The following is a 20,333-nucleotide window of genomic DNA, read 5'->3' as shown; positions in this document are numbered from 1 at the left end:
TGCGTTTCCGACTCTATCAGATCCTTTTCCGATCCGATTTCCTCGGTGCTTTCCAGGTTCCCGCTTTCGCGTTTCCCTTTCCGGCGGTTCCGACTCTATCAGATCTTTTCTGACCCGATTCCCGGTCGGCGGGATTTGTCAAGGACTTCGGGCTTTCGTCCGTCGTCCTTTCGACATTCACTACGTTAGCCGATCTCCCTGCCGACTCATAATCGAGCCGACCGGTTCGAATTCGGACGTGCGAACACGTCGAAATCCGCCCCGCCAGGGGAATCGTTGTAGTGGGTTGGCCGCTCCGGCTGCAGGCGATCGCCGTACCCGGTCCAGCGGCTCGGGCCACGTTACGCGCCTCGGAGGGGAGAGTCAACTCCGGCGGCGCCGGGGCACATGCGCCCGGTACGGACTGACCGTCGGGTCGTCCGCGACCCAGTAGCGCCAGGGGTGGACGCCTCCCTCGCCGGCCACGCCGGTGCGCGGACCGTTGCGTACCCGGCCGCGCGGCACGGGGGCTCCGGTCAGTATCCGTAGCGGGCTGTCGTCGTCGGTGCACGCGTCCGTGCCGTTCAGGGCGCGGTCCACGCCGAGGGCCCGCGCCGACTCACCGGCGAGCCGTGAGCGAGGCGCACAGCGGCTCAGGCTCCCGCGGACGGTTTGGCTCTCGGACTCAGTCGGTACGCCGAGACAGTCGGATCACCGGCAAGGTAGAACCGGTGCTGCCAGTCGTGGGCCTTGCTCACGCCCACCCTAGGACCAACCTGGATGAGCGCGGCAGGTGCAGACTCGCCCTCGGACAACGTGACCGAGGCACCTGCCAGGAGGTCTGCGCCGTTGTGCTCCCCCGTGATGCCGAGTGCCTGGCAGAAGTTCCCCGGCCCTCGGGCAAGGCGTGGACTCTCGACCTTCTCCCCTCGCCGCTCGCGTGCCAGGTTTTCCCCCTCGATGACCCTGCCTGCCCTGATGAGGACGGCCGAGGCGATGCCGTCCGTCCCTGTGACGATGTTGGCGCACCAGTGGAGGCCGTGGGACCGGTAGACGTACAGGTGTCCTGCGGGTCCGAACATGACGGCGTTACGGGGTGTCCGGCCTCGGTAGGCGTGGGAGGCTGGGTCAGCCGTACCGGAGTACGCCTCGGTCTCCGTGACGGCGATGCTCACGGTTCCCTCGGGGGTCTTGCAGGTGAGGACGCTCCCGAGCAGCCTGGGGGCGACCTCTTCGGCAGGATGAGCGAGGACGTCGACGTTCATGCCGACCGCCTTGACATGTAGACGTACACGTGTCCGGGGGGACCGAACATGACGTCGTTACGGGGTGTGCGTCCTCGGTAGGCGTGGGAGCCGGGGTCGTTCTGGCCGTCGTAGGCCTCGACCTCCGTCAGGCGGACGGCGATCGGACCGTCCGGGGTGTTCCGCACGAGGGTGCGGCCCAGGAGGTCGGGGGCCACCTCCAGGACGGGGCGGTCGAAGAATTCCCGGGGCAGGGGCGTACGGTCGGGGGTCGCGATCATGCCGTCCGAGCGTAACGCAGGCGGCCCGGTTCGCAGGGGTGGTCAGCGGGCGCCCGCCTTGTCAGGGTGAGGGGCGCGGAACCGGTCACGGCCGGATCGCGTTTCAGGGATCAAGGGTTCACACACAGCCTGGAGAGGGAGAGACATGGCGTTCAAGAAGCTGCTCGCGAGCCTGGGGGCCGGCGGAGCTTCGGTGGAGACCGTGCTGAGTGAGGTCAACGTCGTTCCGGGCGGTGTCGTCCAGGGTGAGGTGCGGATCCAGGGCGGTTCCGTGGATCAGCGGATCGAGGGTCTCTCGGTCGGTCTGCAGGCCAAGGTCGAGGTCGAGAGCGGCGACCAGGAGTACAAGCAGGACATCGAGTTCACGAAGGTGCGGCTCGGCGGCGCCTTCGAGCTGAAGGCGCAGGCGGTGCATTCGGTGCCGTTCGGGCTGGAGATCCCCTGGGAGACGCCGGTCACGATGATCGACGGGCAGGCGCTGCGCGGGATGAACATCGGGGTCACGACCGAGCTGGAGATCGCTCGTGCCGTGGACTCGGGCGACCTGGACGCGATCAACGTGCACCCGCTGCCGGCGCAGAAGGCGATCCTGGACGCGTTCATCCAGCTGGGCTTCCGCTTCAAGAGCGCGGACATGGAGCGCGGTCACATCCGGGGTACGCGGCAGCAGCTGCCGTTCTACCAGGAGATCGAGTTCTTCCCGCCGCAGCAGTACCGCGGGCTGAACCAGGTCGAGCTGAGCTTCGTTGCCGACGCGCAGGCGATGGACGTCGTGCTGGAGATGGACAAGAAGCCGGGTCTGTTCAGCGAGGGCAGCGACACGTTCCGGTCGTTCAAGGTGGGGCTGAACGACTACCAGGGGACCGACTGGGTGGCGTACCTCAACCAGTGGCTGTCGGAGGTCGGCAGCAAGCGGAACTGGTTCTGAACGATCTAGGCTCGGTCGTCTCAGCACCAAACGATCAGGAGGTACCGAGGTGACCGAGCTCAAGCGGCGTCCGCTCCCCCATGACTTCCACCCGCCCGTGCCGTCGTTCACGGTCACGAGTGACGACGTCCAGGAGGGGGCGGCGCTCAAGGACGCCCAGGTCCACGCGGCCGGCAACACCTCGCCGCACCTGCGGTGGGAGGGCTTCCCCGCCGGGACCAAGAGCTTCGCCGTGACGTGCTACGACCCGGACGCCCCCACGGGCAGCGGCTTCTGGCACTGGGTGGTGTTCGACATCCCGGCCTCGGTGACCGAGCTGCCGGCGGGCGCCGGCAGCGGCTCCTTCGAGGGGCTGCCGAAGGGCGCGGTGCAGGCGCGCAACGACTACGGCAGCAAGGACTTCGGCGGTGCCGCTCCGCCGCCCGGGGACGGCCCGCACCGTTACGTCTTCACCGTGTACGCCGTGGACGAGGAGAAGCTCGGCCCGGACGCCGACGCGACACCGGCCGCCGTGGGCTTCAACCTGCGGTTCCACACGATCGGGCGTGCCCAGCTCGTCGGTGAGTACGAGGTGCCCGCCGGCAGCTGAGCAACCGGGCGTTCATGGAACGTTTGCCCGCCCCTGGTCTTGGAAGTGATCAGGGGCGGGCATTTTTGTTGCCGGGGGCCTGGGAGGGGATGCGGGGACGGCTCTCGTGGTGAGCGGCGGATATTGCGTTGTCCATCCCGGCGTGCCCGGCCAGAGTTGATCCCAGCCCGCCAGGGGGTGGGCCGGTGCACACGGGAGGTGGGCTGGTATGCGGGACACGCTGGTGCTGAACGCGAGCTTCGAGCCGCTGTCGACGGTGACGCTGAATCGAGCCGTCGTTCTGGTGCTCCAGGACAAGGCCGTCGTCGAGCAGGCCCACCCCGAGCTGCGCATGCGCGGAGCCGCGCTGGACATACCGGCGCCCCGGGTCATCAGACTGTGCCAGTACGTGCGGGTGCCCTTCCGAAGACGTGCGCCGTGGTCCAGGCGCGGTGTGCTGGTGCGGGACCGGCACCGCTGCGCGTACTGCGGCCGGCGGGCGACGACCGTGGACCACGTGGTGCCGAGGTCGCACGGCGGGCAGGACACGTGGCTGAACACGGTGGCGTCCTGCGCGGAGGACAACCACCGGAAGGCGAACCGGACTCCGGAGCAAGCGGGCATGCCGCTGCTGCGGACGCCGTTCGAGCCGACACCGGCCGACGCGATGCTGCTGGCGCTGGCGCGGGACGACTTCGCGGCGCTGCCGGAGTGGCTGGTGCTGGACGCGGCGTAGAGCGTCCACCGGGTCGGGCCGCTCTTCGGCTCGCGGTCGCGTGCGGCCGGTCGCGCCTGCGCGGCCCAGCCGGACGTCGACACGCCCCCGCACCTCTGAGCGGTGCGGGGGGCGTCGTTCCAGGAGGTCCGTCAGTCGATGCTCGGCTTCTCGCGGCGTTCCTGGGCGGGGACCGAGCCGCTCGCGGTGCCGCCGCCGCTGCCCGAACCACCGCCCAGGCCGCCGAAGTTGCCCATGGCGCCGGACAGTCCCTTGAGGGCGTCGCCGATCTCGCTGGGGACGATCCAGAGCTTGTTGGCGTCGCCCTCGGCGATCTTCGGCAGCATCTGGAGGTACTGGTAGGAGAGCAGCTTCTGGTCCGGGTCGCCGGCGTGGATCGCCTCGAAGACCGTACGGACGGCCTGGGCCTCGCCCTCGGCGCGCAGCGCCGCGGCCTTGGCCTCACCTTCGGCGCGCAGGATCTGGGACTGCTTCTCGCCCTCGGCGCGCAGGATCTCGGACTGCCGGACACCTTCGGCCTGGAGGATCGCGGCGCGCTTGTCCCGGTCGGCGCGCATCTGCTTCTCCATCGAGTCCTGGATGGAGGTGGGCGGCTCGATGGCCTTGAGCTCGACGCGGTTGACGCGGATGCCCCACTTGCCGGTGGCCTCGTCGAGGACGCCGCGCAGGGCCGCGTTGATCTCCTCACGGGAGGTCAGGGTCCGCTCGAGGTCCATGCCGCCGATGATGTTGCGCAGGGTGGTGACGGTGAGCTGCTCGATCGCCTGGATGTAGCTGGCGACCTCGTACGTCGCGGCGCGGGCGTCGGTCACCTGGTAGTAGATGACGGTGTCGATGTTGACGACCAGGTTGTCCTGGGTGATGACCGGCTGCGGCGGGAAGGGGACGACCTGTTCGCGCAGGTCGATGCGGTTGCGGATGGTGTCGATGAAGGGGACGACGATGTTGAGTCCCGCGTTCAGCGTCCGCGTGTAGCGGCCGAAGCGCTCGACGATGGCGGCGCTGGCCTGTGGAATGACCTGGATGGTCTTGATCAGGGCGATGAAGACCAACACCACCAGGATGATCAGAACGATGATGACCGGTTGCATCGTGGCTCCGCGTCCCCTTCTCCGCCTGGGCGCTTCGGCGGATATCCATGACCCTGTCGGTCCTGGTGACCCTGATGACTGCTGATCCTACGGCTGTTGAAGATCTTGCTGGTCGAGTCTGACAGACCGTCGCACGACTCGGGGTGCGTTCGGTCCGTTTGCGTCGAGCGGGGTCACATGATGATCGCCGTGGCCCCCTCGATGTCCACGACGTCCACTTCCTGGCCTTCCTCGTAGGCGCGGCCGGTGTCGAGTGCGCGTGCCGACCAGACCTCGCCGGCGAGTTTGATCCGGCCGCCGTTGCCGTCGACCCGCTCGAGCACCACGGCCTGTCTGCCCTTCAGGGCGTCGACGCCGGTGGCGAGTTGGGGCCGTTGGGAACGGTGCTTGGCGGCGACGGGCCGCACCACGGCGATGAGGGCTACCGAGACGAGGACGAAGACGAGTACCTGGACGACGAGTCCGGCCCCGACTCCGGAGGCGACGGCGGCCGCGACCGCGCCGACGGCGAGCATCCCGAACTCCGGCATCGCGGTCACCACGAGCGGGATTCCGAGCGCTGCCGCGGCGACGAGCCACCACACCCATGCGTCGATGTCGTTCACGTGGTCATGGTAGGTCCGTGACACGTACGGGGGACAGGGCGCACGGGGGGCGGTCAGGAGAGGGGCAGCCCCTGGGCGGTCCAGCGGTCGCCGACCTGCTCGACGACGAGCGGGAGGCCGAAGCAGAGGGACAGGTTGCGGGAGGTGAGTTCGAGTTCCAGGGGGCCCGCGGCCAGGACCTTGCCCTGACGGATCATCAGGACGTGGGTGAAGCCCGGGGCGATCTCCTCGACATGGTGGGTGACCATGATCATCGAGGGGGCGATGGGGTCGCGGGCGAGGCGGCCGAGGCGGCGGACGAGGTCCTCGCGGCCGCCGAGGTCGAGGCCGGCGGCCGGCTCGTCCAGGAGCAGCAGCTCGGGGTCGGTCATCAGGGCGCGGGCGATCAGCGTGCGCTTGCGCTCGCCCTCGGAGAGGGTGCCGAACCTGCGGTCCAGGTACTCGGTCATGCCGAGGCGGTCGAGGAAGGCGCGGGCGCGCTGCTCGTCGATGTCCTCGTACTCCTCCTGCCAGCCGGCGGTCATGCCGTAGGCGGCGGTCAGCACGGTCTGCAGGACGGTCTGCCGCTTGGGCAGCTTGTCGGCCATGGCGATGCCGGCCATGCCGATGCGCGGGCGCAGCTCGAAGACGTCGGTGCCGGGCCGGCCGAGGGTCTCGCCGAGGATGGTGGCGGTGCCCGTGCTGGGGTAGAGGTAGCTGGACGCGACGTTGAGGAGGGTGGTCTTGCCGGCGCCGTTGGGGCCGAGGATGACCCAGCGCTCGCCCTCCTTGACCGACCAGGAGACCTGGTCCACCAGAGCCCGGCCCTCCCGGACCACGGATACGTCCTGAAGCTCCAGAACATCGCTCATGAGCGCAGTGTCTCCCCTTGCAGTGTGGCCGGTCTCGGCTGTCGCGTACGCCTGTGGCTGGGGCCGCCGCGCCGGTGGGCGCAGGCCCTCCAGGAAATCTACGCCACCGGTCGGCTTCGCTGTTCCATCGGTCCGGTCCTTAGGGTGGGGGCATGCTCTCGGAACCACGCGCAGGCCGCCTTGCCGCCTGGGGAAATGCCCTTCTTGCCGGAATCGTCCCGCCTGATGACGCCGCGGTGGCGATCGTCGGGGAGGACGCGGTGCACCGGGTGGAGGGGCTGCCGGGCGAGGCGGGGCCCGTCGGTCTCACGCTGGCCCTCGGGCGGTTGCGGGCGCTCGGAGCGACCGGGCTGCGGGTCGCGCTGCCCGCGCCTGGGCATCCGCTGGGGCTGAGCGGGCCGCCGGAGTTCAACGCGCGGGCGCTGGAGGCCGAGGAGGCGGTTGTCTGTCACGGGGCCGCGCTGGGGCTGGTGCCGGAGGTGTACGAGGCGGGGCCCTCGGGTGATGTGCACGTCGAGGTGGTCTGGCACTGCCTGCCGGTGCGGGAGGCTCCGCCGGCGGACGTGCCGTCGCTCGGGGAGGCGGAGCGGGAGCTGGCGGAGGCGCTGCGGGACGCGACGGAGGTGCTGACGCGGTTGGACGTCGCCGGGTCGGGTCCGGTGGCGGAGGCGGCGGTGGCGGCGTACCGGGCGCGGGCCGAGCGGGGGCGGGAGGTGCTGGCGCCGGGGTATCCGCCGCGGGCGGTGCGGGTGCTGGAGCTGGCGCAGCGGGTGGGGGCGCTGGTGGCGCTGGCGTACGAGAACGGGCACGGGGGTGCGGTGAGCGCGTCGGAGATGGTGGCGCGGGGGGAGGCGCTGCGGCCGGTGGAGCGGACGGCTCGGCGGGCGCAGGTCGCGGCGTACAACTCCGTTGTGGAGGAGCGGGAGCGGGGGGTGCGGTGACGTCCCTCGGTGGGTGCCTGGCGTCGGTGTGACGCGGGGGTGGGTGCGCGGCCCGGCGCTGACGGGGTGCCGCCTGCGCCCACCCGTGCCGCCCCAGCGGCACGACTGCCCGCAGGCTGGGGGGTGGGTGGGGAGAGCTGCACGACCGCCCGGAGGCTGGGAGGTGGGTGGGCAGAGCACGACTGCCCGCAGGCTGGGGGTGGGTGGGGAGAGCACGACCGCCCGCAGGCTGGGTGGGCGGGACGGCTGACCGCGGGGCCGGGGTGCGTGTGGCCTCCCGGGTGGGGCGGGAGGCCGGGGGCGTGGGGTCAGCGGTTGAGGCCCAGGTTGCCGAAGGCCGGGTTCAGCAGGCCGATGACGTTGATGCTGTTGCCGACGGCGTTCACCGGGATGTGGACCGGTGCCTGGATCACGTTGCCCGAGACGACGCCCGGGGAACCGACGGCCCGACCGTGGGCGTGGGAGCCGTCGGTGGCGGAGGCCATGCCCGCGCCGGCGGCGATCAGCCCGCCGGCCACCATCGTCACGGCCGCTGCCTTCTTCAGGTTCTTCACGTGCGAAACCCTCCCTAGCGATGGCCGCGGCGCTCGCCGCGGCACGCACTGGAGAACGGCCCGGCGCGCAGAAGGATGCGCCATGTGGGTGACATTCCCACGACGGTATGAATCTCCGACCGGAGGGGAACCCTCCAGGCCGCCGCGGCGTACCGGCCGGGCCGTCAGGCAGGTCAGCCGGCCACACCGTGGCGTACGGCCCACAGCGCGGCCTGGGTGCGGTCCGCCAGGTCGAGTTTCATCAGGATGTTCGAGACGTGGGTCTTCACGGTCTTCTCGGAGAGGACCAGCGCCCGGGCGATCTCCCGGTTGGACCGGCCGTCCGCTATCAGGCCCAGCACCTCCCGCTCCCGCTCGGTGAGGGAATTCCCTCTCCCCTGGCCGGAGCCGCCCTCCTCCTGGGACAGGAGGGCGCCCGCGATCTCGGGCTGGAGCAGGATGTGCCCGGCGCGGACGGAGCGGATGGCGCCGGCCAGCGCGTCGGGGTCGACGTCCTTGTAGACGTAGCCCGCCGCGCCCGCCCGCAGGGCCGGGACGACGGTGCGCTGCTCGGTGAAGCTGGTGACGATCAGCACGCGCGCGGGGTTGTCCAGCTCGCGGAGCCGGCGCAGCGCCTCGACGCCGTCCATGCCCGGCATCTTGACGTCCATGAGGATCACGTCGGGTTTGAGCTGCTCGGCGCGTTCGACGCCCTCGGCGCCGTCGGCGGCCTCGCCCACGACCACGATGTCGTCCTGCACCTCCAGGAACGTGCGCAGCCCCCGGCGGACCACTTGGTGGTCGTCGACGAGCAGCACCTTGATCGCATCAGCCACCGGGAACCTCCATCTCGATCGTGGTGCCCCGGCCGGGGGCCGACTCCACGGTCAGCCTGCCGCCGGCGCCGTTCGCCCGGTCCCGCATCGAGACGAGGCCGAGGTGTCGTCCCGCGCGGCGCACCGCGCGCGGGTCGAAGCCGCCGCCGTCGTCGGTGACCCGCAGCACGGCTCCGGGGCCGCGCCGGTCCAGGGTCACGCCGACGTGTTCCGCTCCGGAGTGGCGCAGCGCGTTGTGCAGCGCCTCCTGGGCGACGCGCAGCACGGCCTCCTCCTGGGCGGCGGGCAGTGCCTTCACCCCGTGTCCGGCGAAGGTCACGCGCGCGGTGTGGGCCCGGTCGAGGACCTGGATCTGGGTACGGAGGGTGGCGACGAGCCCGTCCTCGTCCAGGGCCGCGGGGCGCAGCTCCACGACGGCGGCGCGCAGCTCGTCGGCGGCCTCCGCGGCGAGCGCGGCGACCTGCTGGAGCTCGCCCTTGGCGCGTGCGGGGTCGCGGTCGACCAGGGTGGCGGCGGCCTGGGCGGTCAGGCGCAGCGAGAACAGCTTCTGGCTGACGGCGTCGTGCAGGTCGTGGGCGAGGCGGGAGCGTTCCTCGGCGATGGTCAGCTCGCGGCTGCGCTCGTAGAGGCGGGCGTTGGTGAGGGCGATCGCGGCGTGCTGGGCGAGGATGCCGAGCAGCTCCTCGTCCTCCTCGGTGAAGCCGCAGCCGCCCCGGGGCTTCTCGCACGGGGGGTGTGGGGGGTGTCCCCCCGCAGGGCGCAGCTTGTTCGCCAGGAACAGGGCGCCGATGACCTCGTCGCCGTCCCGGATCGGCAGTCCCAGGAAGTCGGCCAGGTCGGGGTGGGCGGACGGCCAGCCCTCGAAGCGGGGGTCCTTGCGGACGTCGGCGAGGCGCTCGGGGCGGGCCTCGCGCAGCATCGCGGCGAGGATGCCGTGCTGGCGCGGGAGGGGCCCGATGGCCTTCCACTGCTCGTCGCTGACGCCGTCGACCACGAACTGCGCGAAGCCGCCGTGGTCGTCGGGGACGCCGAGGGCCGCGTACTGGGCGTCGAGCAGTTCGCGGGCCGAGGCGACGATCGTCTTGAGGACGTCGCGCACCTCGAGATGCCTGCTCATGGCCAGCAGCGCGGAACTCACCGCGGCGAGGCCGGACCGGGGGCCGTGACTCATGTCCTCACGGTACCGGCGGGCCGTGACGGCGCGGATCGGACCCGTGACGGCTTCCGCCCGGGGCTCCGGACCTAGGTCTTCGGGTCCAGGACCGGGGTCCGGGCCGCGGGGCCTAGGGCGAAGGGCCCCGCGCGGTTGCGGCCCGTGCCCGAGGCGGTCGCCGCGGTCCGGTTCCTAGGTTGGGCCACGCCGATCAGGAGGCACCGACGACGAGGGGACGGGTCATGCCGGTAGCGATCATCACAGGGGCCTCGAAGGGACTGGGCCGGGCGCTCGCCGAGGCCCTGGCGGAGCGGGGCTGGGACCTGGTGCTCGACGCCAGGACGCCGGCGGTGCTCGAGGGGACGGCGGCGGCGCTGGCGTCGTACGGCACGCGGGTGACGGCGCTGCCCGGCGACGTCACGGAGGCCCGGCACCGGGCGGAGCTGGTGGCGGCGGCGTGGCGGCTGGGCGGGGTGGACCTGCTGGTCAGCAACGCCAGTGCGCTGGGCGCGGAGCCGCTGGTGCGGCTGGAGGAGCTGCCGCTGGACGGGCTGCGCCGGGCGCTGGAGGTGAACACGGTGGCCGCGCTGGGTCTGGTGCAGGAGGCGCTGCCGCTGCTGCGGTCGGCCGCGGCGGGCGCGGTGGTCACGGTCAGCTCGGACGCCGCCGTCGAGGCGTACGGGACGTGGGGCGGCTACGGGGCGTCCAAGGCGGCCCTGGACCGGCTGGCGGCGGTGCTGGCCGCCGAGGAGCCGGGGCTGCGGGTGTGGGCGGTGGACCCCGGGGACATGGCGACGGACCTGTACGTGGCGGCCGTACCGGACGACGACGGTCCGCGGCCCGACCCGGCGGAGGTCGTCCCGGCGCTGCTGCGGCTGCTGGACGAGCGGCCGGCGAGCGGGCGCTACGCGGCTCAGGCGCTGCTGGAGGGACGGCGGTGACGCCGTCGACGGGGTTCCCCGCGCGCGGGCCGGTACGGGCGTGGGGGAAGGTGCCCGAGGAGCTGTCGGCGCGGCTGCCGGCCGAGCAGCGGGGCCCCGGGCGGGGCCGGGACGACGTGCGGCTGCTGGTGTCACGGGGCACGGAGGTGTCGCACCACCGCTTCCCGGAGCTGCCGGGGCTGCTGCGGTCCGGGGACCTGCTGATCGTGAACACGTCGGCCACGCTGGCCGCGGCCGTGGACGGGCGGGTGGGCGACGCGCGCGTGGTGGTGCACTTCTCCACGCGCGGGGACGACGGCAGGTGGGCCGTGGAGCTGCGGGAGCCGGACGGGCGGGGGACCACGCGCGCGCGTGCGGGAGCGGAAGGTGAGGCGCCGTCCCGGCGGGGAGGCCGGCTCGCGGGGACGCGGGTGCGGCTGCCGGGCGGCGGGCGGCTGGTGCTGGAGGAGCCGCTGAGCGCCCGCGGGGACCGGCTGTGGTGGGCGCGGGTGGCCGGGGTGGACGTCGCCGCCGTGCTGCGGGAGCACGGGCGGCCCATTCGCTACTCCTATACGGAGCGGGACCAGCCGTTGTCCGTGTACCAGACCGTGTTCGCGCTGCCGTCCGCCGACGGGACGGGCAGTGCGGAGATGCCGAGTGCCGCCCGTCCCTTCACGGCGCGGCTGGTGGCGGAGCTGGTGGGCCGGGGGGTGCGGTTCGCGCCGGTGACGCTGCACACGGGGGTGGCGTCGGCGGAGGCGCACGAGCCGCCGTATCCGGAGCGGTTCCGCGTGCCGGAGGCCTCGGCGCGGCTGATCAACGCCGCGCGGGCGGGTGGCCGGCGGGTGGTGGCCGTGGGGACGACGGCCGTGCGGGCGGTGGAGTCGGCGGCCGGTGACGACGGGGTCGTACGGGCCCGGGAGGGGTGGACCGGTCTGGTCGTCACCCCGGAGCGCGGGGTGCGGGTGGTGGACGGGCTGCTGACCGGGCTGCACGAGCCGGAGGCGTCGCATCTGCTGATGCTGGAGGCGGTGGCGGGACGTGCGGCGATCGACCGCGGGTACGAGGCGGCGCTGGCGGGGCGCTACCTGTGGCACGAGTTCGGAGACGTCCACCTCCTCCTGCCGTAGGAGGGGCCCGGAAAACCCCTCACCCATCGCATTGCTCAAGCAACTGGCAGTGAGATGGCTGTGCCCCCGATGTGAGCCCCCGCATAGGGTGCACGTCACGTACGAAGCGGAGTAGGAGAACGACTCGTCCGTTTTGAGCGGGGCATACAGTCCTGTCTGCCCTGTTTTGCCGGACCCTGATCCACTACCCGGGATCGTACGTCACACCTTTGCCTCCCGATTTTGCGGCCGCTAAGAATTGCTCTCGTCGCTCAGCGCGGCGGGTTTGGTCCCGCAGCGCTTGTGCCCCGGAAGCACCCCTGTCCCCACCGGACGAGAGCGACCTCCGCGCTACTCGAAGAGGTCTATCCCGCCATGCCCAAGAACATCCTCACCCGTGGTTATCGTCGTTCCCTGGACCGCGTTCAGCAGCTGAACCGCGCCCAGAAGGCAGCGGTCGCCGGCGTCGGCACGCTCGGCGTCACCGCCGTCGCCCTCGCCGCGTTCCCGGCCGGCGCGCAGACGACGACCACGAGCGAGGCCGCTCCGGCGGCCAAGGTGGCGTACAGCAGCCAGCAGCAGATCAAGGACGTGCACGCCGGCGTCGCCGATCAGCTCGCCGGTGCCAGCCAGAAGGTCGCGGCGATCGAGGCGAAGAAGGAGGCGGCCGCGAAGCAGGTCGCCGCCCAGCAGAAGGCGGCCGCCGCGAAGAAGGCCGCTGCGAAGAAGGCCGCCGCCCAGCGCGAGGCGAAGGAGACCGCGAGCCGGTCCGCCAAGCGCACCGAGGTCAAGAAGGTCTCCTACCCGAACAACCTCGACGGCTGGATCCGCGAGGCCAAGTCCATCATGGCCAAGCACGACATCCCGGGCACCTACAGCGGCATCCACCGCAACATCATCCGGGAGTCCTCCGGCAACCCGAAGGCCATCAACGACTGGGACATCAACGCCATCAACGGCATCCCGTCGAAGGGCCTGCTCCAGGTCATCCCGCCGACGTTCAAGGCCTACCACGTGCCCGGTACGTCCTGGGACATCTACGACCCGGTCGCCAACATCGCCGCGGCCTGCAACTACGCCGCGGACAAGTACGGCTCGATGGACAACGTCAACAGCGCGTACTGAGGTCGGCGCGGACCTCTTCACGCCGACGCTCCGCCGAACGCCGAAGGGCGGCACCCTCCTGACGGGGTGCCGCCCTTCGGGGCGTGAGGCCGGATCTACTTGCGCATGACCTCGGGCTCGTGGCGGCGCAGGAAGCGCGCCACGAAGAAGCCGCAGATCACGCCGAGGGCGATCAGCGCGGCCATGTCCAGGCCCCAGGCGCCGACGGAGTGCTCCCACAGCGGGTCGGTCCCGGCGCCCTCCTCGGGCGGGCTGATCCGGTTGAAGTCCAGCGTGGCACCGGCGGCGGCGACCGCCCAGCGGGACGGCATCAGGTACGAGAACTGGTTGACGCCGACCGCGCCGTTCAGGGCGAAGAGACAGCCGGTGAAGACGACCTGGATGATAGCGAACATGACCAGCAGCGGCATGGTCTTCTCCGCGGTCTTCACCAGCGACGAAATGATCAGGCCGAACATCATCGAGGTGAAGCCCAGCGCCATGATCGGCAGCGAGAGCTCGACCATCGTGGCGCTGCCGAGGATCAGGCCCTCCTGCGGGATCTCCCGGCTGGCGAACCCGATCACGCCGACCAGCAGACCCTGGAAGACGGTGATCACGCCGAGCACGAACACCTTCGACATCAGGTACGCGGAGCGTGACAGGCCGGTCGCACGCTCCCGCTCGTAGATGACCCGTTCCTTGATCAGCTCACGGACGGAGTTCGCGGCGCCGGCGAAGCAGGCGCCGACCGCGAGGATCAGCAGGACGGTGGTGGCGGTGCCGTTCGGGATGATCCGGCCGGTCTTCGGGTTGGCCGGGTTGGGCAGCAGGCCCTTGTCCGCGTCGATGAGCAGGCTCACCGCGCCGAGCACGGCCGGCAGGATCACCATCAGGGCGAGGAAGCCCTTGTCGGAGGCGATCACCGAGGTGTAGCGGCGCACCAGCGTGACGAACTGCGACATCCAGCCCTGCGGCTTCGGCGGCTTCATCGCCTGCATCGGCGGGACCTGTACGGACTGCGGCGCGACCGCGTCGATGTCCGCGGCGTACATCTGGTAGTGCTGCGAGCCCTTCCAGCGGCCCGCCCAGTCGTAGTCGCGGTAGTTCTCGAAGGCGGAGAAGACGTCGGCCCAGGTGTCGTAGCCGAAGAAGTTCAGCGCCTCCTCGGGCGGGCCGAAGTAGGCGACGGAACCGCCGGGCGCCATCACCAGCAGCTTGTCGCAGATCGCCAGCTCGGCCACCGAGTGGGTGACGACGAGGACGGTGCGGCCGTCGTCGGCGAGTCCGCGCAGCAGCTGCATGACGTCGCGGTCCATGCCCGGGTCGAGGCCCGAGGTGGGCTCGTCCAGGAAGATCAGCGACGGCTTGGTCAGCAGCTCCAGGGCGACGGACACGCGCTTGCGCTGGCCGCCGGACAGGGAGGTGACCTTCTTGTCCTTGTGGATGTCGAGCTTGAGCTCGCGCAGCACCTCGTCGATGCGGGCGTCGCGCTCCGCACCGGTGGTGTCGGCCGGGAAGCGCAGCTTGGCCGCGTACTTCAGGGCCTTCTTGACGGTCAGCTCCTTGTGCAGGATGTCGTCCTGCGGGACCAGTCCGATGCGCTGACGCAGCTCGGCGAACTGCTTGTACAGGTTCCGGTTGTCGTAGAGGACCTCTCCCTGGTCGGCGGGCCGGTAGCCGGTGAGCGCCTTGAGCAGGGTCGACTTGCCGGAGCCGGACGGGCCGATGACCGCGATCAGCGACTTCTCGGGGACGCCGAAGGATACGTCCTTGAGGATCTGCTTGCCGCCGTCGACCGTGACGGTCAGGTGGCGGGCGGAGAAGGACACCTCACCGGTGTCGACGAACTCCTCGAGCCGGTCGCCGACGATGCGGAACGTCGAGTGGCCGACGCCGACGATGTCGGTCGGGCCGAGCAGCTGGGAGCCGCCCTTGGTGATCGGCTGGCCGTTGACGTACGTGCCGTTGTGCGAACCGAGGTCGCGGATCTCCATGCGGCCGTCGGGCGTCGCGTGGAACTCGGCGTGGTTGCGGGAGACCTGGAGGTCGGAGACGACCAGGTCGTTCTCCAGGGCACGGCCGATGCGCATGACGCGGCCGAGCGAGAACTGGTGGAACGTGGTCGGGCTGCGGTCCCCGTACACCGGCGGCGCCCCCGCCGCGCCGCCGGGTACGTGCTGCTGGGGGAAGTGCGCCGCGGCCTGCTGCGGCTGCGGTGCGGGCTGCTGCGGTGCGGCCTGTTGCGGCTGCTGCCAGCCGGCCTGGTGCGGCACCTGCGCCTGCTGCGGCGGGGTCTGCTGCCGCGGCGGCTCCTGCACGGGTGCCTGCTGCGCCCAGCCCGCGTTCGCGCCCTGCGCGGCGTACGGCTGGTGCTGCTGCGGCTGGGCCTGCGGCGTGCCGGCGGCGGACTGAGCGGCGGTCAGGCTCAGGCGCGGTCCGTCGGTCGCGTTGCCCAGGTTCACCACCGTGCCGGCGCCGAGCTCCATGTGCTGGATCCGCCGGCCGTGCACGAACGTGCCGTTGGTGCTGCCGTGGTCCTCCACGACCCAACTGCGGCCGTTGAAGGTGATTGTGGCGTGTCGCCAGGACACCCTGGCGTCGTCGAAGACGAGCTCCCCCTGCGGATCGCGCCCGAGCGCGTAGGACCGGGACGGATCGAGCGTCCAGGTCCGTCCATTTGATTCCAGTACGAGTTCCGGCACTCCATGCCCCACTGAGTTGTCCCCCGAATTGCCCCCGTCGCGGGGAGTCTAGGGATGTCGAACATCGGGGGGAACTATTCCAGGCCCGGCCCTCTGACCGAAAGTCGGGCCTTGTGAAAACCGCGCGCAGGCCCACCGGCCGTTTCCGTTGACGGGGTTGAAACCTGCCCGGAGAGTGGTAATCCACGCGAGGGGGGACATGCGCGGCAACCCCGCCGCGCCGCGGATCGGGGGGTCTGCCATGAGCGCGTCCACGAGCGCCGGGAACGAGGGGTACGGCACGAGGATGCCGTGGGCGGACGTGGCGCTGTCCGCGATCGCCTCCGTGAGCTGGGCGTTGATCGGCATGGCCGGGACTGCGGCGCTCGGCCTGCATCTACTGGACGCGGATACGGAGGGCGCCCTGGGCCCGATGACGGCGGCGGCCGTGGCGCTCGGCGCAGGTGGGTCGGTCACGCCGTCCGGCGATGTGTCCGCCTTCGGACTGAAAGGCGCCGAGGCGCACACGGCCATCGAGATCACGCCACTGGGCGTGGGTCTCGTCGGTGCGGTGCTGCTGTCGTTCTTCTTCCTGCGTTCCCTGCGGGCGGCGGGAGTCGTGGTCGCGCCCGCCGAACTGCTGGCCCGCGCGGGCGCGGTGACGGCCCTGTTCGTGGCGATGCTGGGCGGGCTGGCCTGGGCGGGGCACGACGTCGTCACGATCGACGGCGGCTCGCTCGGGCTCGACGACCTGCCCGGTGGCGGGGGCGGCGGGGTGGAGATCCCGGGGCTCGGTGACCTCGGGGACGTGGGCGGGCTGCTGCCCGACCGGGTCGGTGACCTCGTCGGTGCCGAGGCCGCGGTCGGGTTCCGCGTCGAGACCGCGCCGACGCTGCTGGGCGGGCTGGTCTGGTGCGCCGGCGTCCTGCTGATCGCGCTGCTCGCCTCGCGCCGCACTCCCCTGCCGCGCGGGTGGCAGGCCGTGCACCGGGTGGTGCGGCCGGCGGTGTCCGCCCTGGTCACGGTGGCGCTGACGGCGGTGGCGGCGGGGTACGCGGCGGCGGCGTACGCGGCGGTCGGCGACGACCGTCCCCGCCGGATCGCGGGGGCCGCGCTGCTGGGGGCGCCCAACGGTGTCTGGCTGGGCGTGCCGATCGGCCTGTTCGTGCCGTGGGACGGGCGGGCGACCGGTCCGCTGACCCGGTTCCTGCCGGACCCGCTGGACGAGTTGCTGCGCACCGGTGCCGACGAGCCGGTCACGCTCGGACGGCTGGCGGAGCTGGACGGGCGGGTGTGGCTGCTCGGCGTGGCGGCGGTGTCGCTGATGCTGCTGGCGGGGGTGCTGACGGCGGTACGGACGCCCGTCGCTCCGTCCGCCGCCCGCGCCCCGGGTCTCGCCGGGTGGTGCGCGCTGCGGCTGGGGATCGCCACCGCGGTGGCGCTGCCGCTGCTGGCCCGGCTGACGGAGGTGTCCGTGGACGCCTCGCTGTCGGTGCTCGGCATCGACGCGTTCGGTGCCGGCGTCGCCCTGCACGGGGACACCGGCGCGGCGCTGCTCCTGGGCGCCGCATGGGGCGCGGGCGCGGGCGCCGCCGGGGCGCTGCTGGCCCGGGTGAGCGGAGCGACGGGACGCCGGGCGACCCCACTGGCACGGGATGCCACGAGGGCGGGCCCCACCGGGGCACCGGGGAGCGCGGGGACGGGGCATGGCGGGGCCGACGGGCGCCACGGGGACCGCGGGGCGGGGCCGTACGGGCCGGGGCCGGGCGGGGTGCCGTATCGGCCGCCGCACCCGGACACCAACCCCTACCTGCGCACGCCGGAGGACGCCCGGCCCGCGGACGCGGACGCGGGGGCGGCCGCGCCGGGCGAGCGGCCGGCCGACGACGGGGACGACCTGTACGGCGCCGAGACCGTGGTCGGCCCGCTGGACCCGTCCCCGCGTCGCCCTGGGCGGCCACCGCGCCCCGGGGAACGGCCCGGGGACCGTCCGTCGTCCCGGTGGGGCGAAGGCCCCCCGCCGCCGCAGCCCCCGCCGCCGGCGCCGCCACGGGGGCCGAGGGGCGGGCAGTGATTCGCCGCCCGCGCCCGGACGGGGAGGCCGGGACGACCGGCGGACGTCTCCCGGACCGGGCGGCGGTGCCGGCGGGGCGTCGGTTCTCGCGGCCCGCGGCCGTGCGGTCCGGTCACCTCCGGTCCACCCGTGCGTCGCCGATTGTTCCGTGTCCGCCAGGCGGACCTCGCAGGCGGAAGGCACCGCGTGCCGGATACGGTAAGAGCACCATGAGCGCTACGCAGACCTCTGACGTTCCCACTCTTCTCGTCAAGATCTTCGGCAAGGACCGGCCGGGCATCACGGCCGGCCTGTTCGACACCCTCGCCGCCTTCTCCGTCGACGTCGTCGACATCGAGCAGGTCGTCACCCGTGGCCGGATCGTGCTGTGCGCGCTCGTGACCGAGCCGCCCGGGGCGCTGGAGGGTGATCTGCGGGCGACCGTCCACAGCTGGGCGGAGTCGATGAAGATGCAGGCGGAGATCATCTCCGGCCTCGGCGACAACCGGCCGCGCGGCCTCGGCCGCTCCCTGGTGACCGTGCTGGGCCACCCGCTGACCGCGGAGGCGACGGCCGCCATAGCGGCCCGGATCACCGGGACCGGCAGCAACATCGACCGCATCTTCCGGCTCGCCAAGTACCCGGTGACCGCCGTCGAGTTCGCGGTGTCAGGGGTGGAGACCGAGCCCCTGCGCACCGCCCTGGCCACCGAGGCCGCGGCGCTCGGCGTGGACGTCGCGGTGGTCGCGGCCGGCCTGCACCGGCGGGCGCAGCGCCTGGTGGTGATGGACGTGGACTCCACCCTGATCCAGGACGAGGTCATCGAGCTGTTCGCGGCGCACGCGGGCTGCGAGGACAAGGTCGCCGAGGTGACGGCCGCCGCGATGCGCGGGGAACTGGACTTCGAGCAGTCGCTGCACGCGCGCGTGGCGCTGCTGGCGGGGCTGGACGCCTCGGTGGTGGAGAAGGTGCGCGCCGAGGTGCGGCTGACGCCGGGTGCCCGCACCCTGATCCGCACCCTGAAGCGGCTCGGGTACCAGGTGGGGGTCGTCTCCGGCGGCTTCACCCAGGTCACCGACGATCTGAAGGAGCGGCTGGGGCTGGACTTCGCCCAGGCCAACACGCTGGAGATCGTCGACGGCCTGCTGACGGGCCGGGTCACCGGGGAGATCGTGGACCGGGCGGGCAAGGCGCGGCTGCTGCGCCGGTTCGCCGCCGAGGCGGGCGTGCCGCTGTCGCAGACCGTGGCGATCGGTGACGGCGCCAACGACCTGGACATGCTGAACGCGGCCGGGCTCGGGGTCGCCTTCAACGCCAAGCCGGTGGTGCGCGAGGCGGCGCACACCGCGGTGAACGTGCCGTTCCTGGACACGGTCCTGTACCTGCTGGGCATCACGCGCGAGGAGGTCGAGGCGGCGGACACGCTGGACGACGGCCCCGCCGACGGCCGGGACCCGCTCGACCGGGTCTGACACGCACCGGCCCCTCGTGAGGCCGGAGGGCGGCCTGCCCGCCGGTACCGCGAGGGTCCGGAACCCGCGCGGATGCCGGGCCCTCGCCGCGTCGGGCCGGGTCAGTCGGTCGGCGCCCAGTAGTCGTCCAGCGAGGCCATGCCCGGCTCCACGGTCTTCCAGGAGCCGGTGAAGGACAGGACGGCGAAGGCGGCGGCCGGGAAGCCGCGGCGGCCCATCCGCTCGCGGACGTCGTCCTCGGCCGAGCCGGCCAGGACCTCGGTGAGCCCCTCCATGCCCGGGTTGTGGCCGATCACCAGCACGTTCCGCAGGTCGTCCGGGGTCTCGTTGAGCAGGGCGATCAGCTCGCCGGGCGAGGCCTCGTAGATCCGCTCCTCGTAGACGGTTTTCGGCCGGTGCGGGAACTCCGCGACGGCGAGCTTCCAGGTCTCGCGGGTCCGCAGCGAGGTGGAGCACAGGGCCTGATCGACGGAGATGCCGGTGTCGGCGAGCCGGCGTCCGGCCTCTGCGGCCTCCTTTCGGCCCCGATCGGCGAGCGGTCGCTCGTGGTCGGACACCTGTGGCCAGTCGGCTTTCGCATGCCGGAAGAGGATGATCCTGCGGGGTTCTGCGACGCTCATGGCATCCAGCTTCGCACGAAACAGGCCACGGGGCGCAGGGAGTTGACATGGGGATTCACCGGGGGAACGCACGACCGGGAGGTGTCGCCGGCCGGTCGCGTGCTCCGGGCCCGCCGTGCGGCGTCAGCGGGCGGTCAGGTGCCGCATCCGCTCCAGGAGGTGCGCGATCACCGGCTCGCCGCCGGCCGCGTGGGCGTCCGAGGGATTGAGCATCAGCAGGAGCAGCGTGACGAAGGCGAGCGCGGGCAGGGCGAGCGCCCACCAGGGCAGCCGCATGTCGAGTCGGCCCCGGGTCGCCGGGTGGGGCCGGGTGTACGTAGGGGCCGGCATGAGTGCCTCCGCTGGTCTTCGGACGTCCCTGGTCCGTGCTCCGCGATCCGCCTGTCGCGGTCACATCCCGAAGCTACGGAAATCGGGGCGCCCGGCCCATCCGGAGGTCCACCCACTCGACCCTGACCCTTGCCCCCTAGGGGACGGGGGGTTAACCCCACCCCCGGCGGGTCACGGCGAGGCGATCGTCGCCACGACGCCGATGACCACGAAGATCGCGAGGATGGCGCCGAAGACGAGCAGCAACTTCTTCTGGCCTTGCTGGGGGTTCGGGTCCAGGACTGGCATGGCCCCA

Annotated in this window: 20 protein-coding genes and 2 pseudogenes; 9 read left to right on the top strand and 13 right to left on the bottom strand. The window is 72.1% G+C overall.

Annotation, left to right across the window (positions count from 1 at the left end; all coding sequences use genetic code 11):
- Positions 1 to 363 precede the first annotated feature (363 nt).
- The 3 genes and pseudogenes from ACFWJB_RS20380 to ACFWJB_RS20370 form a co-directional block, all read right to left on the bottom strand.
- Positions 364 to 594, bottom strand: a pseudogene (locus tag ACFWJB_RS20380) (DNA-3-methyladenine glycosylase); the annotation flags it as partial.
- 38 nt (positions 595 to 632) lie between these two features.
- The gene (locus ACFWJB_RS20375; protein WP_386923779.1) at positions 633 to 1,244 is read right to left on the bottom strand and encodes a DNA-3-methyladenine glycosylase; all 612 of its coding nucleotides are present in this window, start codon (positions 1,242 to 1,244) and stop codon (positions 633 to 635) included.
- 14 nt (positions 1,245 to 1,258) lie between these two features.
- Positions 1,259 to 1,504 (bottom strand): annotated as a pseudogene (locus ACFWJB_RS20370) (DNA-3-methyladenine glycosylase); the annotation flags it as partial.
- 145 nt (positions 1,505 to 1,649) lie between these two features.
- On the opposite strand from ACFWJB_RS20370, the gene ACFWJB_RS20365 reads away from it, so the two are divergent.
- The 3 genes from ACFWJB_RS20365 (at position 1,650) to ACFWJB_RS20355 (ending at position 3,736) form a co-directional block, all read left to right on the top strand.
- On the top strand, positions 1,650 to 2,432 hold the full coding sequence (locus tag ACFWJB_RS20365; protein ID WP_385467531.1) for a sporulation protein: 783 nt from the start codon (positions 1,650 to 1,652) through the stop codon (positions 2,430 to 2,432).
- Between the two features lie 49 nt (positions 2,433 to 2,481).
- Positions 2,482 to 3,021 carry a YbhB/YbcL family Raf kinase inhibitor-like protein gene (locus ACFWJB_RS20360; protein ID WP_386923777.1) on the top strand — a complete coding sequence of 180 codons (540 nt, stop codon included), beginning with the start codon at positions 2,482 to 2,484 and terminating at the stop codon, positions 3,019 to 3,021.
- A 208-nt stretch (positions 3,022 to 3,229) separates the two neighbouring features.
- A complete protein-coding gene (locus ACFWJB_RS20355) occupies positions 3,230 to 3,736 on the top strand; it encodes an HNH endonuclease (protein ID WP_385467537.1) in 507 nt (168 codons plus the stop codon).
- 131 nt (positions 3,737 to 3,867) lie between these two features.
- On the opposite strand, the gene ACFWJB_RS20350 is transcribed toward ACFWJB_RS20355, so the two are convergent.
- The 3 genes from ACFWJB_RS20350 to ACFWJB_RS20340 all read right to left on the bottom strand — a co-directional run bounded on the left by ACFWJB_RS20350 (position 3,868) and on the right by ACFWJB_RS20340 (position 6,283).
- Positions 3,868 to 4,827 carry an SPFH domain-containing protein gene (locus ACFWJB_RS20350; protein WP_385467539.1) on the bottom strand — a complete coding sequence of 320 codons (960 nt, stop codon included), beginning with the start codon at positions 4,825 to 4,827 and terminating at the stop codon, positions 3,868 to 3,870.
- Positions 4,828 to 5,000: 173 nt separating this feature from the next.
- The gene (locus ACFWJB_RS20345; RefSeq protein ID WP_385467542.1) at positions 5,001 to 5,432 is read right to left on the bottom strand and encodes an NfeD family protein; all 432 of its coding nucleotides are present in this window, start codon (positions 5,430 to 5,432) and stop codon (positions 5,001 to 5,003) included.
- 53 nt (positions 5,433 to 5,485) lie between these two features.
- Positions 5,486 to 6,283 (bottom strand): ABC transporter ATP-binding protein, encoded by a 798-nt coding sequence (locus ACFWJB_RS20340; RefSeq protein ID WP_385467545.1) that lies wholly within the window; start codon positions 6,281 to 6,283, stop codon positions 5,486 to 5,488.
- 152 nt (positions 6,284 to 6,435) lie between these two features.
- On the opposite strand from ACFWJB_RS20340, the gene ACFWJB_RS20335 reads away from it, so the two are divergent.
- On the top strand, positions 6,436 to 7,224 hold the full coding sequence (locus ACFWJB_RS20335; protein ID WP_386923774.1) for a hypothetical protein: 789 nt from the start codon (positions 6,436 to 6,438) through the stop codon (positions 7,222 to 7,224).
- Between the two features lie 308 nt (positions 7,225 to 7,532).
- Here the strand turns inward: ACFWJB_RS20335 and chpE are convergent, their stop codons facing one another.
- The 3 genes from chpE to ACFWJB_RS20320 form a co-directional block, all read right to left on the bottom strand.
- Positions 7,533 to 7,778: a chaplin ChpE gene (gene chpE, locus ACFWJB_RS20330; protein ID WP_386923772.1), complete on the bottom strand. Its 246-nt coding sequence runs from the start codon at positions 7,776 to 7,778 to the stop codon at positions 7,533 to 7,535.
- Between the two features lie 173 nt (positions 7,779 to 7,951).
- Positions 7,952 to 8,593 (bottom strand): response regulator, encoded by a 642-nt coding sequence (locus ACFWJB_RS20325; protein ID WP_385467553.1) that lies wholly within the window; start codon positions 8,591 to 8,593, stop codon positions 7,952 to 7,954.
- Positions 8,586 to 9,764 (bottom strand): GAF domain-containing sensor histidine kinase, encoded by a 1,179-nt coding sequence (locus ACFWJB_RS20320; RefSeq protein ID WP_385467556.1) that lies wholly within the window; start codon positions 9,762 to 9,764, stop codon positions 8,586 to 8,588. The genes ACFWJB_RS20325 and ACFWJB_RS20320 overlap by 8 nt, the downstream gene beginning before the upstream one ends.
- Before the next feature lie 224 nt (positions 9,765 to 9,988).
- Between ACFWJB_RS20320 and ACFWJB_RS20315 the strand changes: the two genes are divergently transcribed.
- The 3 genes from ACFWJB_RS20315 to ACFWJB_RS20305 all read left to right on the top strand — a co-directional run bounded on the left by ACFWJB_RS20315 (position 9,989) and on the right by ACFWJB_RS20305 (position 12,900).
- The gene (locus ACFWJB_RS20315) at positions 9,989 to 10,687 is read left to right on the top strand and encodes an SDR family NAD(P)-dependent oxidoreductase (protein WP_386923770.1); all 699 of its coding nucleotides are present in this window, start codon (positions 9,989 to 9,991) and stop codon (positions 10,685 to 10,687) included.
- Positions 10,684 to 11,796 (top strand): S-adenosylmethionine:tRNA ribosyltransferase-isomerase, encoded by a 1,113-nt coding sequence (locus ACFWJB_RS20310; RefSeq protein WP_386923768.1) that lies wholly within the window; start codon positions 10,684 to 10,686, stop codon positions 11,794 to 11,796. Before ACFWJB_RS20315 ends, ACFWJB_RS20310 begins: the two co-directional genes overlap by 4 nt.
- Positions 11,797 to 12,150: 354 nt before the next feature.
- The gene (locus tag ACFWJB_RS20305; RefSeq protein ID WP_385467563.1) at positions 12,151 to 12,900 is read left to right on the top strand and encodes a transglycosylase SLT domain-containing protein; all 750 of its coding nucleotides are present in this window, start codon (positions 12,151 to 12,153) and stop codon (positions 12,898 to 12,900) included.
- Positions 12,901 to 12,995: 95 nt separating this feature from the next.
- Here the strand turns inward: ACFWJB_RS20305 and ACFWJB_RS20300 are convergent, their stop codons facing one another.
- Positions 12,996 to 15,584: an FHA domain-containing protein gene (locus tag ACFWJB_RS20300; RefSeq protein ID WP_385467566.1), complete on the bottom strand. Its 2,589-nt coding sequence runs from the start codon at positions 15,582 to 15,584 to the stop codon at positions 12,996 to 12,998.
- A 241-nt stretch (positions 15,585 to 15,825) separates the two neighbouring features.
- Between ACFWJB_RS20300 and ACFWJB_RS20295 the strand changes: the two genes are divergently transcribed.
- Both ACFWJB_RS20295 and serB read left to right on the top strand, forming a co-directional pair.
- Positions 15,826 to 17,637, top strand: a complete 1,812-nt coding sequence (locus ACFWJB_RS20295; protein WP_386923765.1) for a streptophobe family protein — start codon at positions 15,826 to 15,828, stop codon at positions 17,635 to 17,637.
- Between the two features lie 209 nt (positions 17,638 to 17,846).
- A complete protein-coding gene (gene serB / locus ACFWJB_RS20290) occupies positions 17,847 to 19,088 on the top strand; it encodes a phosphoserine phosphatase SerB (RefSeq protein ID WP_386923763.1) in 1,242 nt (413 codons plus the stop codon).
- Positions 19,089 to 19,189: 101 nt separating this feature from the next.
- Here the strand turns inward: serB and ACFWJB_RS20285 are convergent, their stop codons facing one another.
- The 3 genes from ACFWJB_RS20285 to ACFWJB_RS20275 form a co-directional block, all read right to left on the bottom strand.
- Entirely contained in the window at positions 19,190 to 19,708 is a 519-nt protein-coding gene (locus ACFWJB_RS20285; RefSeq protein WP_385467574.1) for a SixA phosphatase family protein, read from the bottom strand.
- A gap of 123 nt (positions 19,709 to 19,831) precedes the next feature.
- Positions 19,832 to 20,038: a hypothetical protein gene (locus ACFWJB_RS20280; RefSeq protein WP_385467577.1), complete on the bottom strand. Its 207-nt coding sequence runs from the start codon at positions 20,036 to 20,038 to the stop codon at positions 19,832 to 19,834.
- 171 nt (positions 20,039 to 20,209) lie between these two features.
- A complete protein-coding gene (locus ACFWJB_RS20275; protein WP_385467579.1) occupies positions 20,210 to 20,326 on the bottom strand; it encodes an SGM_5486 family transporter-associated protein in 117 nt (38 codons plus the stop codon).
- Positions 20,327 to 20,333 lie beyond the last annotated feature (7 nt).

The sequence above is a fragment of the Streptomyces sp. NPDC127100 genome (assembly GCF_042724095.1).
Taxonomy (GTDB): Bacteria; Actinomycetota; Actinomycetes; order Streptomycetales; family Streptomycetaceae; genus Streptomyces.
Note: the sequence above shows the minus strand (reverse complement) of the source record. Positions and strands in the feature narration are given on the sequence as shown.